Raw genomic sequence first — 20,701 nt, forward strand, 5'->3', positions numbered from 1 at the left:
CAAGCCAGTGCGCCCGCGGAACTGGCTTTGCCAGGCCGCTGGGAGCGTCTCCCCTCAGGGGGGAAGGCGCGAAGCGGCTCAGGGGGGGTCACCGTTCAGCGATGTAGTGCGACATCCGCACGATTTCGCCGGGCGCGAGGAAAGCCCTTACCTCGGTCTCCAGCGCCTGGTCGGCCAGGGTGGCGCGGGCGCGCTGGTGCAGGTAGCCGGCCCAGGATTCGACGATGAAGCGCTCGACATAGCGCGAGGGTTCGCCCAGGTCCTTGTACACGCGCCAGAAGGTGGCGCCATCGCGCCGGCGCGGGGCCTTCATGCGGCCGATGGCGTCCAGAAAGGCCGCGTCGGTGCCCGGCGCGATGCGGTAGCCCACCTCCACGGCCACGGGGCCGGCCTCGGGCAGGGGCTCGGCCTCGATGAAAAGCTCGTCCCAGGGCGTGGCCTGCGTCACCTCGTGCAGGGCGCCTATGCGCAGGGGCATGGAGCGGGCCAGCAGCAGGCTGGCCACCATGAGGGCCGCAGCCACACACAGCGTGGGCGTGATGCCGATCAGGTCGGACGAGGCGCCCCAGAACGCCGAGCCCATGGCAAACGCGCCCAGCGCCGCCACCATGTGCATGGCCACCGCGCGCGAGCGCACCCACTGCGGCGCGCTGGCCTGGGTGGCGGTGTTGAAGGTGGACATGGCCGACATCCACGCCGCGCCCGCCAGCAGCAGCCACAGATAGACAAACCAGGCCCGCTGCGTGAGCGCCGCCACCAGCATGGCCGCGGCAAACACGCCGCCGGCGGTGCCCACGATGGCCTCCAGCCCGAAGCGCGCGCGCAGCCGTCCCAGCACCAGGCCCACCAGCACCGCGCCCGTGCCCAGGCAGCCCATCAGCAGGCCAAAGCCCTGCGCGCCGGTGCCCAGGCGCTGCGCAATCACCGGCAGCAATGCCCACAGCGCCGAGCCCGCCGCGCTAAAGGCCGTCACCCGCACCAGCTGCGCCAGGATCATGCGCGAATGCCAGGCAAAGCGCAGGCCGCTCAATGTGCCGCCCCACAGGCGCTCGGCGGGCAGTTTGGACGGCGGGTGCGCCTTGGGCGGCCAGCGGCGGATCGACTCCCACATCACCAGCGTGGTGGCCACCGTGACGGCAAACACCCAGCCCGCCCCCAGCAGCGCAAACAGCAGCCCCGCCAGCGTGGGCCCCACGGCGCGCGCCGCGTTGTAGGCAATGCTGACGGCGGTGATGGCCTGCGGCCACCCGTCGCGCGGCACCGGGTCGATCACCGACGAGTTCCAGGCGGGGGTGAGCATGGCCGTGCAGCAGCCGCACACAAACACCAGCAGCAACACCGACGTCGGGCCACCCCATCCGCCCAGCACCAGCAGGGCCAGCAGCGCGCAGGCCACGGTCTGCGCCAGCAGCGCGCCAGAGATCAGGCGCCGGCGGTCGGTGGTGTCGGCCAGCACGCCGGCGGGCAGCGCCAGCAAGAACATGGGCATGAACACGGCGGTCTGCACCAGCGCCGCCAGGAACGACGAGCCCGTGAGTTCCACCATGAGCCACGCGGCCGCCATGGTCTGCATGCCGTTGCCGACAAAGAACACCCCGCCGCAGATCCACAGGCCCCGGAAAGCGGTCTGGCGCAGGGGGCTCCATAAAGAGGTTGAGGGCGAGGACATGAGCGCTGGTTGGATGGGGCCGATGAAGGTTCGGGTGGAGCCGGCAGTCGAGCGTGCTGCCGTTCATGCGGTCGACGTGCTGCGAGGATAGCCGCGATGCCCGGTTTGCGCTGCCGTGGGTGGATGTGCTTGCGGGTGGTGGTGGACTGGATGGCCGGGGCGCGCTGGTGTGGGTTGGCACCATTTGAGGTGTTTTTGGCATCCGGCGCTTGATGGATAAGCGCTGGCAGCTATTGATTCAGTAGCGTGCCACTCTGCCCCGACGCCAGCAGCCGCGTCAGCAGTGGGTGCATCACCTTGCGCGCGCTGTAGATCAGGTGGAACTGCTCCTGCACATCGGGCGTGCTGCCCACCTGCACCAAGCCATGGGTCTGCGCCAGGTGCTCGCCCAGCGACACGGGCGCGGGCATCACGCCCATGCCGGTGGCGGCAAAGGTGCTCAAGAGGGCGCTGTCTTCAAACTCGCCGGCAATGCGCGGGCGGATGCGCTCGCGCTCCAGCCAGTGGTCGATGCGCGCGCGCATGGCGGCGTGGTCGGTGGGCAGCAGCACGGGAACCACGGCCAGGCTGTGCGGAAAGCCGTTGGCTGTCGCCTCGGCCCACAGCGGCGGGGCATACCAGGCGATGGCGCTGCTGCCCAGCAGCTGGCTGGTGGTGCGCAGGGTGGGGTTGGGCGGCGCCGCGCGGTCGGCCAGCACCGCGTCGAGCTTGTGCAGTGCCAGCTCGCCCAAAAGCGGCTGAAATTCGCCCTCATGGCACAGCAGCCGCAGGTGGGGCTCGTCCAGCACGGGCGTCAGCAGCCGGTGCACGGCCAGCTTGGCAATGCCGTCAGAGATGCCCAGGTTCAGCCGCAGCGTCTGGCCACTGGCGGCCTCGCGCACGCGCACGGGCAGCAGCTCACCCAGCGCAAAGATGAGGTCGGCCTCGTGCAGCGCCGCCACGCCGGCGTCGGTCAGCACCAGGTTGCGCCCCTCACTGCGCAGCAGGCTTACACCCAGCGATTTTTCCAGCTCGCGCACCTGGGCGCTGATGGTCTGCACGGCCATGTCCAGCCGCTCGGCGGCGCGGGCAATGCCGCCTTCCTTGGCCACCACCCAGAAGTAGAAAAGATGGCGGTAATTGAAGCTTTGGCTCATGGGGGGCTTTCGGTGGGTGAAGCGGTGGGGTTCGTAAAAACCGAACCAATGCTACCAATATGACAGGTTTTTAAGAATCGATGCCGCCCCTACAGTGCAGCCCTGTGCCCGAGGCGAGCGGTGGGCAAAACAAATTCCCTTTCGGAGAAAAAGCATGGAAACGATAGGAACCTGGTGGATGTGGGCGGGATTTGCCGTCTTTGTGGTGGTGGCCATTGCCATCGACCTGTTGGTGATGGAGCGCCAGGGCGCGCACAAGGTCACGATGAAAGAGGCCGTGCGCTGGAGTCTTTTGTGGTTCTCGCTGGCCTTTGTGTTTGTGGCCATCCTGTGGTGGTATCTGGACGGCAGCCAGGGCCGTGAGGTGGCCAACACGGTGTCAATGCAGTTCATCACCGGCTATCTGGTGGAAAAAAGCCTGTCGATCGACAACATCTTCGTGTTTCTGATGCTGTTCAGCTACTTTGCCGTGCCGCCGCAGTACCAGAAGCGCGCGCTCATCATCGGCATCATCGGCGCCATCGTGCTGCGCACGCTGCTGATTCTGGTGGGCGCCTGGCTGTTGGCCACCTTTCACTGGCTTTTGTATGTATTTGGCGCGTTTTTGGTGTTTACCGGCGCGAAAATGTGGTTTGCTGCAGGGCAGGAGCCCGACATTGCCACCAATCCGGTGCTCACCCTGCTGAAAAAGCGCATGCGCATCACTGACCGGTTTGACGGCGAAAAGCTCAGCACCATGATCGACGGCGTCAAGCACTACACCCCGCTGTTCGTGGTGCTGGTGCTGATCGGCACCACCGACATCATCTTTGCGGTGGACAGCATTCCGGCGATTTTTGCCATCACCAGCGACCCGTTCATCGTGCTCACGGCCAACATCTTCGCCATCCTGGGCCTGCGCGCGCTGTACTTTTTGCTGGCCGACCTGGCCAACCGCTTCCACCTGCTGGCTTACGGCCTGGCGCTGGTGCTGGTGTTCATCGGCGGCAAGATGCTGCTGATTGACCTGGTGAAGATTCCGATCGGCTACGCGCTGCTGGTCACGGCCACGCTGATTGCCGGTTCCATCGTGCTGTCGCTGCGGGCGTCGAGCCAAGGCTCGCCTGCCCTGCCTCCCAAGGGCTGAGCTTTGGCCGCCATGCAGATGCTGTGCAGCTTGCGCCGCTGGTTGCGGGGGCTGGAGCCCCGCGTGCGGGGCCACATGGACCGGCCCTGGCTGCTGAGCCTGCAGCCCTGGCTGGAGCAGCGCGCGCTGTTCCGTTTTCAGCGCCAGCCCCTGGCCCGGGGCGTGGCAGCGGGGATGTTCTGCGGGCTCATTCCCGGCCCGCTGCAGTTGCCCGGCACCCTGCTGGCTTGCGCCTGGCTGCGGGGCAATGTGGTGGCGGGGGGCATGACCACGTTCTATACCAACCCCCTGACGATCGTGCCGCTGTATGCGCTGGCCTTTTACCTGGGCGCGCTGGCGATGCCGGGAGAGCAGGTCATGCCCGCCTGGGGCACCGTGGCGCCGGACGGAGTGTTTTCCGTGCAGGCGCTGGCCGCATGGATGCAGGCCCTGGGCACGCCCCTGCTGGTGGGGTTGCCCACCCTGGGCTTGCTGCTGGCGGCGCTGGGTTATGTGGCCGTGCACATCCTGTGGCTGGCTCCGGCTGTGCAGCGCGGGCGCCGCTGGCAGCGCTGCCGCACCGCAGGCTGCACCAGGCCGCCTGCGGAGCATTGACCAACAGGTTTGGATGCGCTCAGCCCGAAAGGCGCTGGAGACGCCAACGGGCTGAATCGATAGCAAGGGAAATGGAATCAGGCCGTGGCGCGGGCCAAGGCCTGGTCAATGTCCCAGAGGATGTCGTCGATGTCCTCGATGCCCACGCTCAGCCGCACCATATCGGCACTGACACCGGCGCGGGCGAGTTCTTCGTCGCTCAGCTGGCGGTGCGTGGTCGAGGCCGGGTGGATCACCAGCGTCTTGGCGTCGCCGATGTTGGCCAGGTGGCTCAGGAACTCGCACGCGTCAATGAACTTCTCGCCCGCCGCAGCGCCACCCTTCACGCCGAAGGTCAGGATGCCCGAAGCGCCGGGCGTGCCATCCACTGCACGGAACTGCTTTTGCGCGAGGTCGAAATAGGGCGAATCCGCCAGGCTGGGGTAGTTGACCCAGGCCACCTGCGGGTGGCTTTGCAAAAACTTCGCCACGGCCAGCGCATTGCGGCAGTGCTCGCGCATGCGCAGGTGCAACGTTTCGGCGCCCTGCAGCAGCTGCCACGCGTTCATGGGCGAGAGCACGCCGCCAAAGGTGCGGTTGACCTCCATGCGCGCCTTCATGGTGTAGCCAAAGTCGCCAAAGGTCTCGGAAATTACAGCCGGAAAACCGTTAGATGAGGCGAAAAGAGCTTTTAAGTCATAGACTTAGCTCATCTACCTTCGATTGAGCGTGGACTTTTTCTGTGTGTCGAAAGACAGCTGGGTTGATCTACGTATCTCGGGGGCGGCGAGGGGCGACCATCATCCGCCGCCGGCGCGCCGTGACGTGCGAATAGCTGTGCATGCCGAAGCTGCAAGCCTCGTGCAGCAGCACTGCTCACGGGTTGCTTAACTTGAAGGCAGGGCATTGGAAGCGCTGCCTTTACTCGTATTGGCTTGCTCGTCCAAGGTCGTCCACAGACTTTTCTACCAGATCGTGTAGACCGAGCTTGCTTGAGATCGCAATGATTGCTATAAGTCGCGGCCGCAAGCCTACCGACCATTCGCCGGCTGTCCAGACGAATGTTGGATGCAACTAACCCGAGCTCATGCCGCTATTGTGGTTACTTGATTAGCAACGAGTCTCAGACCAACCCTTGATGAATGAGGATGGCACCACTAGATGTGTATAAACACAGTTTTAGGAGTTGTCATGCCCATCAACCAGATCCAGTTTCAAGGGGGGCCTGTCGTTGCCCGAATTCCTCAAGGACTTTGGCACTGAGTGGCAGTGCGAGGATGCGCTGGCCAAGGCACGCTAGCCCTTGGGCCGGCGTTGCGCGGACTGCAGCTGTTCGCGCTATTTCCGCACCCGCAACGGCAAAGGCGTTCTGCTATGGGAATGTTTCCTGTACGGCTACCAGTCCTCCCCGATCGTTGGAACGATTTTGGAGAACACCAAGCTGCCCCTGACGGTGTGGTACCTGGCCATGTATCTGCTCACGCAAAACAAGAATGGCAGGCAGTCATTGGGTATAGGTGGTCGCCTCCCATCTGGTAGAGATGACTGCGATCAAAGGTGAGGCAACACTGTTTGCGTATGCTCTTTGCTTGGAACGCGGTGGATTCGACAGCGTCTTATTTTTGGGTCGCGGCTGTCAGCGGCTGTTTTGTTTCATTACCTCCACTATTCCCGCTATGTGGAGGACCACTTACCAAAAGCCCCTCCATGTGAAGGTACCGGACGCCCACACTGCGACCACCAAAACGTTAAAGTAACTGGTAGCCATATCGAAGAGCGAAGCCTAGCGAAAGTGAGCGGGGGAGGTGAAGCGAGCCGACAGCCCAATGTTTTCTAGTTAAGCGTCGCCGTACAACTCGGCTACGAAGCCGGGGAGATCAGAACCTAAAGCTTGAAGCCACAGCTTTAACTCCACTACGTCTACCCTCCGAATTCCGGTCTCGCATTTGCTTATTTCAGCTTGAGTCCAGTGTAGACGCTTGGCTAGTTCTGCTTGGCTGACCTGAATCGCAACGCGCTTTTCACGCAGCAGCTTCAGCATCTGCCGATATTCGCGGGAATAGAGAGTCTTCTGCATGGGCAACGTCAGCCCATGAGCTTCCATGCGATCTTGGAATATGCGAAAATCGCATTTTTTCGCTTGGGCCTGTGATCGAACGTGCTAAATGATCCCGTTGTGCACGAAGCAAACTTCAGGCGTTTTTTGACAGCGGATGAGGGCCGACCATGGCCCAAAGGACGCTGCCGCTATTACCTCCCCTGATGGCCACCCAAATTCCCCCGTCTATGGCCACCTCAAACTCCCCCACCTGAACTGATCGGGGATAGGGGTTTAACGCCGGCGTCGTCGGCACCTGTTGGCAGGACATTGATCCAGTCTTCCCCGAGGGAAGGCCAAGGAGTGAATGTCTTGAAGTCCAACCAACGCGCCACCATAGAGACACTGCTGGAGCGCAACACATCGCAACGCGAGATCGCCCGCATCACGGGCATCGACCGCAAGACGGTCAGGAGCTACCACCAGCGCTGGCTGGAGCAACTGCAGTCAAATTCCCCCGGGGTGGCCACCGGCTCGGCAGGTCAAATTCCCCCACCCTGGCCACCGGCTCCTGGGCCGGTGGCCACCTCCCTGTGCGAACCCTGGCGCGAGTTCATCGAAGCCCAGCTGCGGCTGAAGCGAAACGCCACGGCCATCTACCAGGACCTGGTCGACCAGCACGGCTTTGATGGCCAGTACAACTCGGTCAAACGCTTCTGTGCAAAGTTGCGGCACAAGGAGCCCGAGCAGTTCGATCGCCTGTCCTTCCTGCCCGGCGAGGAGATGCAGGTGGACTACGGCGAGGGCGCGCCCACCCGCGTGCCCGGCAGCGACCGGTACCGCAAGCCCCGCCTGTTCGTGGCCACCTTGCGGTATTCCCGTGCCAGTTTCCGGTGCGTGGTCTGGAAGTCCAGCCAGCAGATCTGGGCCGAGCTGCACGAGCGGGCCCTGCGGTACTTCGGGGGCTGCCCCCAGTACGTGGTGCTGGACAATCTGAAGGAAGGCGTCCTCAAGCCCGACCTGTACGAGCCCGATCTCAACCCGGTGTACGCCGCCGCCCTGGCGCACTACGGCGTGGTGGCCGACCCGGCGCGGGTGCGAGACCCCAACCGCAAGGGCACGGTGGAGCATGCCATCGGCCATACCCAGGCCACGGCCTTGAAGGGCCGGCGCTTTGAGTCCATCGAGGCCCAGAACGAGTTCCTGGCGCACTGGGAGAAGAGCTGGGCATCCAAGCGCATCCACGGCACCGAGCGACGCCAGGTGCAGGCCATGTTCGAGGAAGAGCGCAGCCACCTCAAACCCCTGCCAGTGCTGGGAATGCAGTATTTCGACGAGGCGGTGCGCACCGTCTGCGACGACAGCTGTGTGCGGGTGGATCACAGCAGCTACGCCGCTCGCCCGGCGAACATCGGCTCCAAGGTGTTGGTGCGCATCTACGCCCAGCGCATCGAGATTCGTGACATGCACACCCGTGCCTTGCTGCGCACCCACGCCAAGGCCGAGCGTCCCGGCACGGTGATTCTGCCCATGGAGGAGCGGGTGTTCAATCCGTCTCGCGAGACCCGCCTGATCCTGCGTCAGGCCGGCGAGATTGGTGAGCACGCCAGCCGGCTGTGTGAGCTGCTCTTTGCCATCGAGGGTCGTGTCGGGCAGCGCAAGCTCTGGGGCATTGTGGGACTCATGCGCCGTTACCCGGCGCACTGCATCAATGCCGCCTGCGCCCAGGCCCTGGAGCAAGGGGTCTACAGCTACAAGCGCGTGCTGGCGCTGACCGAAGCCCTCTTTGCCCAGGCGATGGCGGCCATCGAGGCTACCTGCGGCGAAGCACCCGCCGCCGGTGCCCACGCGCTGACGCAGCAGCATGAGCTCATCCGAGACGCTGAGGAGTACAGCGATCTCTTCGCGCTCGCCGCCGCCACGGCAAACACCACCACCACCACCACCACCACCAACAACACCACCAACGCACCGGGAGTTCAGCCATGAACATGATCGAGATCGAACGCGCGCTGCGCGAGCTGCGCCTGTCCGGCATCGCCGAGACCCTGTCCACCCGCGTGATGCAGGCCCAGGCCGCCCAGCAGCCTTTCCTGGAGACCTTCGCCGCCATGCTGCAAGACGAGCTGGACCGCCGGCGCTCTCGCCTGACCGAGCGCCGCTTCAAGCGCTCGGGTCTGGATGAGCGCCCCTCGCTGGCTGACTTCGACTGGCGTTTCAACCCGAAGCTGCCGCGCAGCGCCTGCTTCGAGTTGCACACCCTGAAGTTCATCGGCGAGGGGGCCAACGCGCTGATCATCGGCAAGCCGGGCACCGGCAAGAGCCATGTGGCCAAGGCCGTGGCCTACCAGGCCACGCTGCAGGGCTATGACGTGCGTTACCTGGAAGCCGACACCGAGTTCGCCCGTTACGCGCTGGCCACTACGGCAGAGCGCACCGAGCTGCTCAAGGACTGGGTCGCGCCGGACCTGCTCGTCCTCGATGACCTGTTCCTGGCCAGACGCATCAGCGAGCATGCCGCTGAAGTCCTACAGGCCATCGTGCACCAGCGCTACAAGCTGCGCCGCGCTGTTCTCATCACGTCCAACCGCGTGGTGCAGGACTGGGGCAAATACCTCGGCGACGCCACCATGGCCAGCACCATCCTGGATCGCCTCATGCACCGCTGCGCGATGCTGGAGTTCGAGGGCAAGAGCTACCGCCTCAAGGAGGCCGCTGCACGCATCGCCATCACACCCGAGTCGTCATAATCCGACCGTCCTGCCTGGGGGAATTTGGGGTGGCCAAGGGTGGGGGAATTTGACCTGGCCATCGGGGCCTCGAAACGTGCTCAATGCAGGTGGTGGCTACTCACTCACCGGCAGATCGGAGGCCTTGTGAAGCACTTGCACGGAATGTTTGACCAAGAGGGAGGGTTCTCGGGCCCTATTGTCTTTAGCGCTAGCAACCCGCGATTTATCGCCAACTTCCCTAATGACGAGGCGCAGGTTTGGTCAGCCGACCTTATTGCGAGTCGAACAGGCGGTGGCAGCCACGTTTTTGAGTCGATATTTTTCGTCGAAGACGAGGCAACCGTGAGCATCTATGGGGTGGAGAATGAGGATGGCTGCCCCCAATTTCTACGCGACGACTTAGCTATCAAGCAACAGCAGTTCATCGCCTTCCTGCGGGAGGAAACCGCTATGGACAACAGAATCCTGGGACCGATCCACAAGATCTTCACCGGCCACCTGTGCTCCAGCGAGCTCAAAGCGACAGGTGCCTATGTGGCGTCACGGGATTCGAAGCTGGATATCGGTGTTGGGTTCCGCGATGAGGAAGGCGTGTACACCCTGCTGGCTGTGCCTTCAACCGACTACTGAATCAGCCCGGCCCGGACGTGCTCTCTTCGCCTTGGGACAAAGATGCGATCCACCTATCGAAATCGGCGACATAGGCGTAGCGATTTCGACCATCCGCGATCGGACATGTCGAGCCAACCAGAAAGTTGGCAAAGCCATCCTGGTAGGGTTGAGGCAACGAGTCCACCACCACATAGAGCGCGTCTGTGTAGCGGTAGGTCTTTACGATGTTTTTCAGGTCGCTCGGTGTCATCTTGTCAGGATTCTTGCTTGGAAGGGAACGCGAAAGTCATGCAACCTCAGAATTCACTGGCGGACAACACAGACCGCACACCGAGCGGCGACGAGATGAGCCCAGTTGCTTGCCCACGCTGCGACTGGCTTGGCACCAAGGATCAAACGGCTGAAGCTCAGACGTGTCCGAAATGCCACACTAGGGTGAGCCGGTTGCGTCAAAAGGGCCTCGACAATCTGCGTAGTCACTATTGGCTTTTGTCCAAGATGGGGCGCAACTTCGCGCTCACTGTGGAGGAAAGAGACAAGGAGCGAGAACGTCTGGAAGAGTTCTTTCGGCGCATCGAGGCGCCATTGTGAGTCTCGCCGACCTTGAGGCGAAGTATCCTCTGATCTTCACACAGGGGCAGCCCCGCGGTGGGCCAGGGTGGAGTGCGTTGCTTGAGGTGCTGTGCGCCCGGCTTCAAGCGCGCGCCGACGAAAGCGGCCTGCAGCCCGTCGCATTGCAAGCTCGTGAAAAGTGGGGATATCTAAGCCTTCGTTTCCACGGGCTCGACCCGGCAGACGCTTCGATGGTGTCGTACGTTGAAGCGCTATCCAAAAGAGTCTGTGAGGCCTGTGGTGGCCCTGGACAGCTCATTGCGGAGAATTACCATCGAACGCGGTGCGATGAGCACAGGATGTTGGCGCCGATTCAAAATTGAGCCACCGGGGGTGCGGATAAAAACTTGGACTGGTTTTATGCCGCAAGTCCAAGGCTCACCCGGTATTCGATCGGGCTGAGGGCCCCCAGGGAGATCTTGATCCGCTTCTGGTTGTACCAGCGGATGTACGAGTCGACCACTTCAATGAACTGCTCGATGGTCGTGCCCTTCCAGTTCCGAGGATAGAACAGTTCGTTCTTGAGGCGACCGAAGAAGCCTTCGCAAGCCGCATTGTCCGGAGAACAGGCCTTGCGGGACATGGAGCGGGTAAGGTTCGCCTCGCTCATTCTCGATAGCCAGCCAGGCCAGCGGTAGTGCCCACCGCGGTCTGAGTGGACCACTGGTCGGTCAGCTGTGTCCGTCACAGTCTCGATGGCTGCATCCAGCATGGTGTTGACCAGCTCAGCGTCAGGGCTCGTGCCAATGGTCCAGCTCACCACCATCCCGTCGAAGCAGTCGATGATCGGTGACAGGTAGACCTTGCCTGCTGGGATCTGGAACTCCGTGATGTCCGTCAGCCATTTCTCGTTGGGCGCTGCAGCCTGGAAGTCACGGTTGATGATGTTCTCCGGTGCCGGGCTGATCTCGCCAAGGTAAGACGCATACCGCCGCCGCTTGGGCTTTGCAACGACCAAGCTCTCTTGCTTCATCAAGCGCTGCACCACCTTTTCGGAGATGGTCATGTCCTGCTTGGTCAGCGAGGCCTGCAGCCTGCGATAGCCATAGCAGCGGTGGTTCGACTCAAAGATGTCGGTGATCGCACGACGTGCAGAGAGGTACTTGTCGCCCACCGCAGCACGAGCGCGATGGTAGAAGTACGAGCTACGTGCAAGACCTAACTGTGCAAGGAGCTCTGGCAAGCCATAGTGCTCCTTGAGGGCGTCAGTCAGCAGTGTCTTCTCCCGGTTGGACAGGAGCTGCAGATCGACGCCCAGGCCTTTTTTTAACAGTTCATTGGCCTTGTTCAAGAGGTCCTGCTCAAGGCGCAGTTGCCTGACTTCGCGGCGCAGTATCTCAACCTCGCGCTCGAGCTCTTCGCGCTCTTGAGCCCGCGGGGATTGATTGTTGTGTTTCATGGATGCGGGTGCCTCACGTCCCAGAAGCTGGTTCTTCCAGTTGTACAACGTTGGCCGGCACACGCCGAGCTTGTCAGCCACTGCCTGCGCACTTTCCTGCCGAGTGCAAAGCTCCATCACTCCCGCTTGCTTCAAGGACTCGGGATACCTTCGTTGGCCCACACTGCCAACGACAGCCCTCCTGGCCTCAGGGAATGCCTCACGCACCCACTTGGTAAGCGTCCCACGACCGGGGTAGCCCAGCGCCCTCATGGTGGCCGCGATACACCGGTCATGGGTGAGGTAGTGCTCGATGGCTGCAGTCTTCTGCGCCTGCGAGAACTTCGGTTTACGGCCTGCGTAGCCAGCGGACAAGTCGAGCTTGAATTGGTACTCGTTGTACCAACCCTTCAAAGAATTCTTCGTCGGATAGCCCAGCTGCCGTATGGTGGGCCTGACGCGCTTGCCCAGCTTGATGTAGAGCTCAACGGCTCGGATTCGATCTTCGTAGGAATACATGAACTACCTCCTGGTAGTCCAAGTTTTCGTCCGCACCCCCACCGTGCCGATTGAATTTTGAGCCAGGGCTAATGGCCAACCTGTGAAGGTCGGCTGTGGATAAGTGTAGTGCCTTGGGTCGGTTTTGGTCTCCTTGGTGATCGAGCTCGGTGGTCGTCCGTTGAGAGCAAGCCGCGCAGGGCGAAGCCCGTAGCGGCTTGCCCTTGAACCGCTCAGAACGGCTCAGCCTTCTTGGCCTGTTCGCGTGCCTTGATGCGTTTCTTGGCCACGGCTGTGCTGTGCATGAACCTGTGGGACTCGTTGCCCGTCTCGACGATGTGGCAGTGGTGCGTGAGTCGATCCAGCAGTGCCGTGGTCATCTTGGCGTCGCCGAACACGCTGGACCATTCCTTGAAGTCCAGGTTGGTGGTGATCATCACGCTGGTCTGCTCGTAGAGCTTGCTCAGCAGGTGGAACAGCAAGGCGCCGCCTGCCTGGCTGAAGGGCAGGTAGCCCAGCTCATCAAGGATGACCAGGTCCATGCGCTGCAAGCTCGCTGCGATGCGGCCTGCCTTGCCTTGGGCCTTCTCCTGCTCCAGTGCGTTGACCAGGTCCACCGTGGAGTAAAATCGCACGCGTGAGCCATGGCGCGTGATGCCCGCCACGCCGATGGCCGTGGCCAGATGCGTCTTGCCCGTGCCGGGGCCACCCACCAGCACCACGTTGTGCGCCTGCTCGGTGAACGCCATGCTGGCCAACTGCTCGATGAGCTTTTTGTCCACGGGCGAGCATTCGAAGTCGAAGCCCGCCAGGTCGCGGTGCACGGGGAACTTCGCCGTGTGCATCTGGTAGCTCACTGAGCGCATGGCTCTGTCCGTGACTTCCGCTTGCAGCAGGTGCTCCAGCAGCCAGCGCGAGCTCTCCAGCGTGGCGTGGCCGCCTTGCTTGACCAGGTCCTCCCAGGCCCCGGCCATGCCGTACAGGCGCAGCTCTTTGAACTCCTTGTCCAGCTCACGCATGATCGGCCTCCTGCATGTCGCTGCCAGCGCGCAGGCTGTCATAGCGCGCCGTGTCGGCCAGGGGTGTCTGGCTCACTTGCAGGTTGGTCGCAACCGTCTCGGGCAGGGGCTGCGCTTGCAGGCGGCCGAGCACGTTGATGACGTGCTCGGTGCTCACCCGCCCCGATGGCGGCGCACTCTCCAGGGCCAACTCCACCGCCACCAGCACGGCGTCCAGCCCTTGCTTGGGCACCTCGGCCAGTACCTGCGCCATCACCCTGTCGCCGCCCTCCTGGTGCAGCAAGCCTTTGCGCATGCGCTGCAATGGCTCGGGCAGGTCTGCAAAGGGCGCGCCGTTGCGCAGCGCGCCCGGCTTGCGCTCGATCAGCGGCACGTAATGCTGCCAGTCGTAGCGGGTCTGGTTGCGATCGCTCAGGCGCTCGTGCGTGGCCACCATAGCATCGCCGGCCACCACCACGATCTGCGCCGGGTACAGGTGTGTGCTGACCATTTGCCCCGCCCATTCGCAGGGCACCGAGTAGCGGTTGCGCGCCACCGTCACCAGGCAGGTGCTGCTCACCTTGGCCGGGTTCTCAACATAGCCATCAAAGGCCACCGGCATCGGCATCAGGTGGCTTTGCTCCAGCTCCAGCATCTCGGCGATGCTGAACGCTTTGTGCTGCGGGTGGCGCAGCTCTCGCCACAGAGCCCGGCAGCGCTCGCCCAGCCACGCATTGAGCTCGGTAAAGCTGCCAAAGCGCCGTTGCCCCGCCTCCACCCAGATGCGACGGCGGCTGTCTTGCACATCCTTCTCCACGCGCCCCTTCTCCCAGCCGCTGGCACGGTTGCAAAAATCAGGGTCGAACAGATAATGCGCGCACATGGCTGCAAAGCGCGCATTGACCACGCGGCCTTTGCCCTTCTTGACTTTGTCGACCGCCGTCTTCATGTTGTCGTAGATGCCACGGCGTGCCACGCCACCCAGCGCTGCAAAGCTGCGGGTGTGCGCATCGAACAGCATCTCGTGGCCTTGGCTGGGGTAGGCCACCAGCCAGAAGGCCCCACTGGCACACAGCTTCATGTGCGAGACCTGCATGCGGTAGTACACCCCGCCCACCAGCAAGCCGTCTTCGCTCCAGTCGAACTGGAAGGCCTCGCCAAGCTCGAAGGTCAATGGCACGAAGGCCTTGCAGGCCGCCTGTTGGCCTTCACCTTGGCGCCACTTGCGGATGAAGTCCGTCACCCGCGTGTAGCCACCTTCGTAGCCCGCTGCCTTGATCTGCGTGAACAAGGCCTTGGCCGTGCGCCGCTCCTTCTTGGGCCGCTTGGCATCGGCCTTCAAGGCTTGCTTGAGCTCCGCCTCGTGCGCCGACAGCTTGGTCGCCTTCGCCGCCTCCCGGCGGTACTTGGGCTCGACCGGCTGCGCCTCGTCCAGCCACTTGGCCACCGTGTTGCGCGACAGACCCGTGGCCCTCGATATCTCCCGCTTCGTCTTCTTGTCCCGGCGATGCATCCGCCGTATCTTGCCAATCATGTCCATGGTGATCACCCTCTTCATTCCCTTGCTGCACAAAACAGCAGGGTAGGTAAAACACCTGGCTCAGTTTTAGGTCGGCATCACACCAAAAAGTGGCTCAGTTTTCGGTCGGCGTCAACACTGGATTGGCAGCAGCACCAGAATGATGAATACAAGTGCTTTGCGCTCGTAACTAATGGTAGCAGCCTCAATGGCCAGGACCAATGAATCTGCCGAGTTCGCGCGCCTTCTTGGCCTGCGCTGGCACAGTTGGCAATGCACAGTCATACAACCATACCTGGGATCGAGAGCAGCACCTCTCGCAAGTAGTCCACGAAGGTGCTGATGAGCCATGGTCCGGCAATGAGCAGCACGACGATGGCGGCCACCAATTTGGGGATGAACGACAGCGTGTTTTCATTGATTTGCGTCACCGCCTGGAAGGTGCTAACGATCAGGCCCACCAGCAACACTACGAGCAGGATAGGCGCGGCGGTCATCAGCAACATGTGCAGTGCCGCCTGCGCAATGGTCAGGACTTGTTGCGAACTCATAAGGGGGTCCTCAAAGAAGGAGCCATAGGGAAATGTTCGGACGAGTGCCGCTGCGAACTAGCGGCGCGGTCCGGCACCTCACTGCGCATCGAGTCACGACGGGACGTTTGATGGTTTACCGCCTGCGCGCGGACTGCCGCGCACAGGGGCAGTCACGCGAAGGCTTCGTGCAGAAAGGGATATTTGGGGGGCCACCGCACACTGGTGGCAGACGCGCGCCGAGGACGCGTATTCAGGCCAGCGCCATCGGGGGACGCAGCAGGCCGTCCAGTGAGGGCGGCGAATAGCGTGGTGCCTGCTCAGGAATTAGGTCCGCCCGAGGCACGCTCGGAACTCCGAGCGCCAATGTCAGGATCAGCCCCGCAAGCATCAGCCCCTCATCTGTATGCAGATGAGAGGCTGATGCGTTTTCATGCATGAACCGGTCTTCATTAGCTTGGTGCGCCACGTGTGTGAAAACTACCAGGTGCTCAAACTGGTCGGCGCGGGGTGCTCCTGCAAAGGGATTGACCATGCTAATTGCCTGCCAGAGAAGGGCAAGCACGAGCATGGCCGATTGCACGCGGTGGGACATGACGCCGGATTCTAGGCTAGCCACACGCGAACCGACACACAGTGCGCAGCACTTTACAAATCTGTCAAAAACGTAATCTTGCAGTCACTGCCTCGATGGTGCGCGATTTTTAGACTTCTCTCCGTGGTGCAAAAAAAGCATCTCCCGGTTGCCAAGAGGCAGCCGGTGCAACAGGAGATTCTCATGAAAGTTCGCAACGCACTCATCATTGTTGGCCTGGCCACCGTCGCTACCGCTTCGTTCGCCGGGTCGGCGTATCACGCCAGCCCAGTGCAGGAGCAGGGAGCAGTTTTTACTCCCGACCATCTGGGCAACACCGTGAGCCGGGAGTCAGTTCGCAACGCTGTGCTCGTAGCGCAGCAAGACGGCTCGCTCCAATGGATCAGCCGTGGCTATCCCGCCACCTATCCGCTCGTGAAGGCTCCTGCCCTGAGCAAGACCCGCGAGCAGGTCAGGCAAGAACTGGAGTACTCACGCAAGAACCCCGTTACCGCTGACGGTATGCGCGACATGGGCGGCGAAGCTGGATGGGTCAACGCCCGACAGTTGCCCTAACACCATCCAATCAATCTCATTCATTCAAAGGAACCACCATGAACTTCAAGACCGCACTGCTGATCCTCTCGTTGGGCGCCGCACCCGCATTCGCTGCCGACCAGTCGGCACCTCTGACCCGTGAACAGGTTCGCGCAGAACTCTCGCAGGCGATGCGTAGCGGCGAGATGTTGTCCCGCGGCGAGGCAAGCATGACGTTGCGCGAAATCAATCCGCGTGCTTACCCAGCCCCCGCAGCCACTGTTTCAAAGACACGCTCGCAAGTGGCTCAGGAACTGAACCAGGCGATGCGGACAGGAGAAATTCTGGCCGCCGGTGAGTCCGGTGCCAAGCTCAACGAAATTGCACCCGGCAGCTATCCATCGCAGGCAGTGACCGCACAGGCCAAGACGCGAGACGAGGTTCGCCACGAACTGGAGGAAGCCATCGTCCACGGCGAGATGATGGCAAACGGCGAAGACGGCCGCTCGGTCAAGGAAGTATTTCCTGGCCTCTACCGTGGTAGCCACACTGACGTTGCCACTGAGCGTGGCTTCACGGGCCACTCCCAAAGTCTTTAAGGCGCTGACTGGCTCCGTTCTTTGACGCAGGCAGTCGAGAAGACTGGCTGCCATGCTAGAATAAAAAAATGAGTCGCTGGGTCGTCGCTTTGATGCTCGCATTGCTACCGCTCCAGTTTAGCTGGGCAGCGGTAGCTACGTATTGCCAGCATGAGCGATTTACGTCCGCCTCTACCGTGCAGCATGTAGGTCACCACGAACACCAGCATGATTCAGGTGCCTCTGGCGGCAAAACCAAAGCAGGCGAAAAGAACCTCGATAAGTTCGACCCCGATTGCCGCTCATGCCATGGCCTTGGACTCGGTGCAGTCCACGTGCCAGTTGCCAAAATGCCTGCCAATCGCGGCAGCGGCATGAATGCTCCGGTCTTGTCACCGTTAGCTGGCATCAGCCCCATCCCGCCCGATCGCCCTCAGTGGCCCTCCCTCGCCTAGTCGGCGGGGCTTCTTACTCGATCCATTTTTCATCCGCCTTCGATAAGGCGGTATCGCCGCGCGCGCCGTGGCCGAAATGGACTTGAACAGCCAGGCATCTTTGTCGGTGCCGTACCGCCGATTTCCTCGTGTTTCAAGGTCACTGGAGAATCGGATGTTCAAGGGAATTCATATTTCAAATGGCCTGGTCGCTGCGCCCGGCCGGAAGAATTTTGCGGTCACAACGATCGTTGCAGCCACGTTGTTTGCGGCTGGATCAATCGCGCTCGCCCAGGGCGTGTCTTCGGGCGCCGTGGGAAGCCAGCCGGTAGTTGTTCACAGCGCCTCGGCATCGTCCGCTGCTCCGATGTCGTTGGCCAGGGCCATCGACTTGGCGCTGGAGGGAAATGCAGACGTTGCTGCGGCCACGCGTCAGGTTGAGGCGACGGAAGGGCAAGTCATTCAAGGACGCGCGCGCCCAAACCCAGAGTTCGCGTACTCGCTCGAAGACACACGCTCGAAAACGCGCACGCAAAGCTGGCAGCTCAACCTTCCGATCGAACTTGGCGGGAAGCGTGCTGCACGGACTAAAGCCGCGCAAAGTGCTCGGGAGCAAGCACAAGCTCAGCTCACCGAGGTGAAATCCACGGTACGCGCCAGCGTGGTTGCCGCTTACTTTGACGCACTGACTGCCCGAGAGCGGCTGGCACTGGCAAAGGACAGCGCAACGCTTGCCAAGTCATCCACTGACACCGTTGCGAAGCGTGTCGCGGCTGGCAAGGTCTCCCCGGTCGAGGAGACAAAGGCACGCGTTGCTGAAGCTGGAATACGCGTGGAGCTGACGCAGGCGGCGAGCGAAGAGCGCAATGCGCTGACCCGCCTCTATGCATTGTTGGGCCGCAGCACCGCGGTCACTCTCCAGCTGGAAGGCGATGCCGAGAGCATTCCAACCGTTCCTGATCTTGCTGCGCTGCAATCATTGGTCGCGTCATCACCAGCCGTTGTTGTCGCCAAGGCTGAAGTGGATCGGCGCAAAGCTTTGACCGAGGTGGAACAAAGCAAGCGCGTGCCGGACGTGACTGTGAGCGCAGGTATGCAGCGGAGCAACGAGACACAGCGCAACATGCTCCTGCTCGGAGTGTCGGTACCTCTACAGGTATTCGACCGCAACCAAGGCAACCTGCTGGAGGCCCTGAAGCTTGAAGACAAAGCCAGGGACGAGCTGCAAGGCACCACCGTGCGGCTGCACAGCGAGGTGACCCAAGCCCATGATCGACTGTCAACGATCAGTACCGAAGTGCAGGTGCTGCAGAGTGACGTGCTTCCCGGTTCCAAGTCAGCCTACGACGCGGCAACCATTGGGTTCGAGAACGGCAAATTCAATTTTCTCGAAGTTCTAGACGCACAACGCACGTACTTCACTGCCAAGTCGCAATACCTCAAGGCGTTGGCCGAGGCCCATCGAGCAGCCGCGGAGATCGACCGCCTGCTGGGCAACCCGACGCCCAATGCACCGACCAACCAGCAAAACTGAGATCGACCATGAACTCCATCAAATCAAGCATCAGCAAGAAGCATCTGATCGCCATCGCCGTCGTCATCGCGATGGGCGTTGGTGCTGGCGCCCTCATTCTGCAGGGTGGCAAGACGAAGGCAGCAGCCAGTGAGGGAGATGGCCACGGCCACGGCACACACACTGAAGCCAAGGGGCACGGAGACGGCGAGCACCATGGCAAAGCGGATGGCAAAGGCCACGACGACGACAAAGGTCATGCCGACGGGGAGCATCACGAGAAAAGTGAGTCGAAGGGTGCGAACGGCGGCAGCCTCTTCAAGGAAGGCGACTTCGGGCTGGAAGCCCTGCTCGCAGAAGACGGCGGCGAGCCACGCCTTCGCGTCTGGATGTTCGACAAGGAAAAGCCACTGCCCCAGAGCGCCGCCACTGTCGCCGCAACAATTACCCGGCCGACGGGGGAAAAGCAGACGCTCTCATTCATTCAGGAAAAGGCTGGATGGGTGAGCCGCGAGAACGTGGCAGAACCGCATGTGTTTGACATTGAGATCATTGCGCAAAAGGGCAATGAGCCTTTCCTTTTCGTGATGAGCAAGGAAGAAGGCAAGGTCGAGCTGACAGATGCCCAGATTAAGGCGTCAGCTATCAGCATTGACTCGGCATCCCCTGCGAGCATCAAGTCTGCGCTGCTGCTGCCCGGCGAGATCCGTCTCAACGAAGATCGCACTTCGCACGTGGTCCCGCGCCTTGCAGGCGTGGTGGAAAGCGTCAACGCCAGCTTGGGCCAGGTTGTCAAGAAGGGGCAGGTGCTGGCCGCTATCGCAAGTCCCACAGCATCGGAGCAACGCAGCGAGCTGCAGACGGTCCAAAAGCGCATGGCGTTGGCAAAGACGACCTACGAGCGGGAGAAAAAGCTCTGGGAGCAGAAGGTTTCGGCAGAGCAGGACTACCTGCAAGCTAAACAGGCTCTCAGCGAAGCCGAAGTGGCCGTCGCAAACGCTAACCAGAAGCTGGGTGCACTGGGCCTTTCGTCCTCATCCGCCTCTGGTTTGAACCGGATTGAACTGCGTGCGCCCTTTGATGGGATCGTCATCGAGAAACATCTGAGCCTTGGTGAAGCCGTCAAGGAAGACGCTGCTGTGTTCACGATTTCGGACCTGAGCCAAGTTTGGGCTGAGATCAACGTGCCAGCCAAAGATTTGCCTCAGGTGCGAGTTGGCGAGAAAGTCACTATCAAGGCCACCGCTTTCGACGCTTCAGCGACGGGCACAGTGGCCTTCGTGGGCGCGCTCATAGGCGAGCAAACCCGAACCGCCAAAGCGCGGGTGGTACTGGATAACCCCAAGGGGGCATGGCGGCCAGGTCTGTTCGTGAACGTCGAGGTCGTGGCTGATGAAGCCACAGTGCCCGTGACGATCGCTGCAGACGCGGTCCAGACGGTTGGAGAAAAGCCGGTTGTCTTCCTCAAGGTCAATGGAGGCTTCATTGCCCAACCAGTGCAACTGGGGCGCAGCGACGGCAAACGGATCGAGGTCCTGCAAGGCATCAAGCCTGGAACGCCTTATGCAGCGTCCGGCAGCTTCGTAGTGAAGTCCGAACTGGGCAAGGCGTCCGCCGAGCACACGCACTGATCACGGAGCCTTA

19 protein-coding genes and 1 pseudogene are annotated in these 20,701 nt (G+C 61.9%); 10 read left to right on the top strand and 10 right to left on the bottom strand.

Annotation, left to right across the window (positions count from 1 at the left end):
• Positions 1 to 88 precede the first annotated feature (88 nt).
• Together CCX87_RS02365 and CCX87_RS02370 are read right to left on the bottom strand one after the other, a co-directional pair.
• Positions 89 to 1,669: an MFS transporter gene (locus tag CCX87_RS02365; RefSeq protein ID WP_087743442.1), complete on the bottom strand. Its 1,581-nt coding sequence runs from the start codon at positions 1,667 to 1,669 to the stop codon at positions 89 to 91.
• Between the two features lie 230 nt (positions 1,670 to 1,899).
• Positions 1,900 to 2,805, bottom strand: coding sequence for a LysR family transcriptional regulator (locus CCX87_RS02370; RefSeq protein ID WP_087743444.1), 906 nt, complete (start codon positions 2,803 to 2,805; stop codon positions 1,900 to 1,902).
• Between the two features lie 154 nt (positions 2,806 to 2,959).
• On the opposite strand from CCX87_RS02370, the gene CCX87_RS02375 reads away from it, so the two are divergent.
• Both CCX87_RS02375 and CCX87_RS02380 read left to right on the top strand, forming a co-directional pair.
• Entirely contained in the window at positions 2,960 to 3,931 is a 972-nt protein-coding gene (locus CCX87_RS02375; protein WP_087743446.1) for a TerC family protein, read from the top strand.
• Positions 3,932 to 3,943: 12 nt separating this feature from the next.
• Positions 3,944 to 4,525: a DUF2062 domain-containing protein gene (locus tag CCX87_RS02380; RefSeq protein ID WP_232476528.1), complete on the top strand. Its 582-nt coding sequence runs from the start codon at positions 3,944 to 3,946 to the stop codon at positions 4,523 to 4,525.
• A gap of 77 nt (positions 4,526 to 4,602) precedes the next feature.
• Here the strand turns inward: CCX87_RS02380 and CCX87_RS02385 are convergent.
• A pseudogene (locus CCX87_RS02385) lies at positions 4,603 to 5,151 on the bottom strand (PLP-dependent transferase); the annotation flags it as partial.
• A gap of 1,190 nt (positions 5,152 to 6,341) precedes the next feature.
• A complete protein-coding gene (locus CCX87_RS02395) occupies positions 6,342 to 6,581 on the bottom strand; it encodes a helix-turn-helix domain-containing protein (RefSeq protein ID WP_087748136.1) in 240 nt (79 codons plus the stop codon).
• 324 nt (positions 6,582 to 6,905) lie between these two features.
• On the opposite strand from CCX87_RS02395, the gene istA (CCX87_RS02400) reads away from it, so the two are divergent.
• The 3 genes from istA (CCX87_RS02400) to CCX87_RS02410 all read left to right on the top strand — a co-directional run bounded on the left by istA (CCX87_RS02400) (position 6,906) and on the right by CCX87_RS02410 (position 9,904).
• Positions 6,906 to 8,531, top strand: a complete 1,626-nt coding sequence (gene istA, locus CCX87_RS02400; protein ID WP_087743226.1) for an IS21 family transposase — start codon at positions 6,906 to 6,908, stop codon at positions 8,529 to 8,531.
• Positions 8,528 to 9,292, top strand: a complete 765-nt coding sequence (gene istB / locus CCX87_RS02405) for an IS21-like element helper ATPase IstB (protein WP_056269326.1) — start codon at positions 8,528 to 8,530, stop codon at positions 9,290 to 9,292. The genes istA (CCX87_RS02400) and istB (CCX87_RS02405) overlap by 4 nt, the downstream gene beginning before the upstream one ends.
• A 144-nt stretch (positions 9,293 to 9,436) precedes the next feature.
• On the top strand, positions 9,437 to 9,904 hold the full coding sequence (locus CCX87_RS02410) for a hypothetical protein (RefSeq protein ID WP_143218458.1): 468 nt from the start codon (positions 9,437 to 9,439) through the stop codon (positions 9,902 to 9,904).
• A 1-nt stretch (position 9,905) separates the two neighbouring features.
• Here CCX87_RS02410 and CCX87_RS02415 read toward each other — a convergent pair whose 3' ends face one another.
• Complete coding sequence (locus tag CCX87_RS02415) at positions 9,906 to 10,136, bottom strand: hypothetical protein (RefSeq protein ID WP_087743452.1); 231 nt, start codon at positions 10,134 to 10,136, stop codon at positions 9,906 to 9,908.
• 38 nt (positions 10,137 to 10,174) lie between these two features.
• On the opposite strand from CCX87_RS02415, the gene CCX87_RS02420 reads away from it, so the two are divergent.
• The gene (locus tag CCX87_RS02420; protein ID WP_087743454.1) at positions 10,175 to 10,477 is read left to right on the top strand and encodes a hypothetical protein; all 303 of its coding nucleotides are present in this window, start codon (positions 10,175 to 10,177) and stop codon (positions 10,475 to 10,477) included.
• Between the two features lie 379 nt (positions 10,478 to 10,856).
• Here CCX87_RS02420 and CCX87_RS02430 read toward each other — a convergent pair whose 3' ends face one another.
• The 5 genes from CCX87_RS02430 to CCX87_RS02450 form a co-directional block, all read right to left on the bottom strand.
• Positions 10,857 to 12,395 carry an IS3 family transposase gene (locus CCX87_RS02430; RefSeq protein WP_087743461.1) on the bottom strand — a complete coding sequence of 513 codons (1,539 nt, stop codon included), beginning with the start codon at positions 12,393 to 12,395 and terminating at the stop codon, positions 10,857 to 10,859.
• 212 nt (positions 12,396 to 12,607) lie between these two features.
• A complete protein-coding gene (gene istB, locus CCX87_RS02435; RefSeq protein ID WP_024815605.1) occupies positions 12,608 to 13,393 on the bottom strand; it encodes an IS21-like element helper ATPase IstB in 786 nt (261 codons plus the stop codon).
• A complete protein-coding gene (gene istA / locus CCX87_RS02440) occupies positions 13,386 to 14,912 on the bottom strand; it encodes an IS21 family transposase (RefSeq protein ID WP_056637686.1) in 1,527 nt (508 codons plus the stop codon). Before istA (CCX87_RS02440) ends, istB (CCX87_RS02435) begins: the two co-directional genes overlap by 8 nt.
• 260 nt (positions 14,913 to 15,172) lie before the next feature.
• Positions 15,173 to 15,442: a flagellar biosynthesis protein FliQ gene (gene fliQ / locus CCX87_RS02445; protein ID WP_087743463.1), complete on the bottom strand. Its 270-nt coding sequence runs from the start codon at positions 15,440 to 15,442 to the stop codon at positions 15,173 to 15,175.
• A gap of 232 nt (positions 15,443 to 15,674) precedes the next feature.
• On the bottom strand, positions 15,675 to 16,016 hold the full coding sequence (locus CCX87_RS02450; protein WP_143218418.1) for a hypothetical protein: 342 nt from the start codon (positions 16,014 to 16,016) through the stop codon (positions 15,675 to 15,677).
• A gap of 183 nt (positions 16,017 to 16,199) precedes the next feature.
• Between CCX87_RS02450 and CCX87_RS02455 the strand changes: the two genes are divergently transcribed.
• The 4 genes from CCX87_RS02455 (at position 16,200) to CCX87_RS02475 (ending at position 20,688) form a co-directional block, all read left to right on the top strand.
• The gene (locus CCX87_RS02455; protein ID WP_087748137.1) at positions 16,200 to 16,571 is read left to right on the top strand and encodes a hypothetical protein; all 372 of its coding nucleotides are present in this window, start codon (positions 16,200 to 16,202) and stop codon (positions 16,569 to 16,571) included.
• Positions 16,572 to 16,609: 38 nt separating this feature from the next.
• Positions 16,610 to 17,131 (top strand): DUF4148 domain-containing protein, encoded by a 522-nt coding sequence (locus CCX87_RS02460; protein WP_157667093.1) that lies wholly within the window; start codon positions 16,610 to 16,612, stop codon positions 17,129 to 17,131.
• Between the two features lie 588 nt (positions 17,132 to 17,719).
• Positions 17,720 to 19,078 (top strand): TolC family protein, encoded by a 1,359-nt coding sequence (locus tag CCX87_RS02470; protein WP_087743471.1) that lies wholly within the window; start codon positions 17,720 to 17,722, stop codon positions 19,076 to 19,078.
• Between the two features lie 8 nt (positions 19,079 to 19,086).
• Positions 19,087 to 20,688: an efflux RND transporter periplasmic adaptor subunit gene (locus CCX87_RS02475; RefSeq protein ID WP_087743473.1), complete on the top strand. Its 1,602-nt coding sequence runs from the start codon at positions 19,087 to 19,089 to the stop codon at positions 20,686 to 20,688.
• The last annotated feature ends 13 nt before the right edge of the window (positions 20,689 to 20,701 follow it).

Origin of the sequence: Acidovorax sp. T1 (assembly GCF_002176815.1) — a bacterium.
Classification (GTDB): domain Bacteria; phylum Pseudomonadota; class Gammaproteobacteria; order Burkholderiales; family Burkholderiaceae_C; genus Acidovorax.

Coding starts and splice junctions, on each gene's coding strand:
- CCX87_RS02365 (WP_087743442.1), bottom strand. CDS start 1,669: ATGTCCTCGCCCTCAACCTCTTTATGGAGCCCCCTGCGCCAGACCGCT.
- CCX87_RS02370 (WP_087743444.1), bottom strand. CDS start 2,805: ATGAGCCAAAGCTTCAATTACCGCCATCTTTTCTACTTCTGGGTGGTG.
- CCX87_RS02375 (WP_087743446.1), top strand. CDS start 2,960: ATGGAAACGATAGGAACCTGGTGGATGTGGGCGGGATTTGCCGTCTTT.
- CCX87_RS02380 (WP_232476528.1), top strand. CDS start 3,944: ATGCAGATGCTGTGCAGCTTGCGCCGCTGGTTGCGGGGGCTGGAGCCC.
- CCX87_RS02395 (WP_087748136.1), bottom strand. CDS start 6,581: ATGCAGAAGACTCTCTATTCCCGCGAATATCGGCAGATGCTGAAGCTG.
- istB (WP_056269326.1), top strand. CDS start 8,528: ATGAACATGATCGAGATCGAACGCGCGCTGCGCGAGCTGCGCCTGTCC.
- CCX87_RS02410 (WP_143218458.1), top strand. CDS start 9,437: ATGTTTGACCAAGAGGGAGGGTTCTCGGGCCCTATTGTCTTTAGCGCT.
- CCX87_RS02415 (WP_087743452.1), bottom strand. CDS start 10,136: ATGACACCGAGCGACCTGAAAAACATCGTAAAGACCTACCGCTACACA.
- CCX87_RS02420 (WP_087743454.1), top strand. CDS start 10,175: ATGCAACCTCAGAATTCACTGGCGGACAACACAGACCGCACACCGAGC.
- CCX87_RS02430 (WP_087743461.1), bottom strand. CDS start 12,395: ATGTATTCCTACGAAGATCGAATCCGAGCCGTTGAGCTCTACATCAAG.
- istB (WP_024815605.1), bottom strand. CDS start 13,393: ATGCGTGAGCTGGACAAGGAGTTCAAAGAGCTGCGCCTGTACGGCATG.
- istA (WP_056637686.1), bottom strand. CDS start 14,912: ATGGACATGATTGGCAAGATACGGCGGATGCATCGCCGGGACAAGAAG.
- fliQ (WP_087743463.1), bottom strand. CDS start 15,442: ATGAGTTCGCAACAAGTCCTGACCATTGCGCAGGCGGCACTGCACATG.
- CCX87_RS02450 (WP_143218418.1), bottom strand. CDS start 16,016: ATGTCCCACCGCGTGCAATCGGCCATGCTCGTGCTTGCCCTTCTCTGG.
- CCX87_RS02455 (WP_087748137.1), top strand. CDS start 16,200: ATGAAAGTTCGCAACGCACTCATCATTGTTGGCCTGGCCACCGTCGCT.
- CCX87_RS02460 (WP_157667093.1), top strand. CDS start 16,610: ATGAACTTCAAGACCGCACTGCTGATCCTCTCGTTGGGCGCCGCACCC.
- CCX87_RS02470 (WP_087743471.1), top strand. CDS start 17,720: ATGTTCAAGGGAATTCATATTTCAAATGGCCTGGTCGCTGCGCCCGGC.
- CCX87_RS02475 (WP_087743473.1), top strand. CDS start 19,087: ATGAACTCCATCAAATCAAGCATCAGCAAGAAGCATCTGATCGCCATC.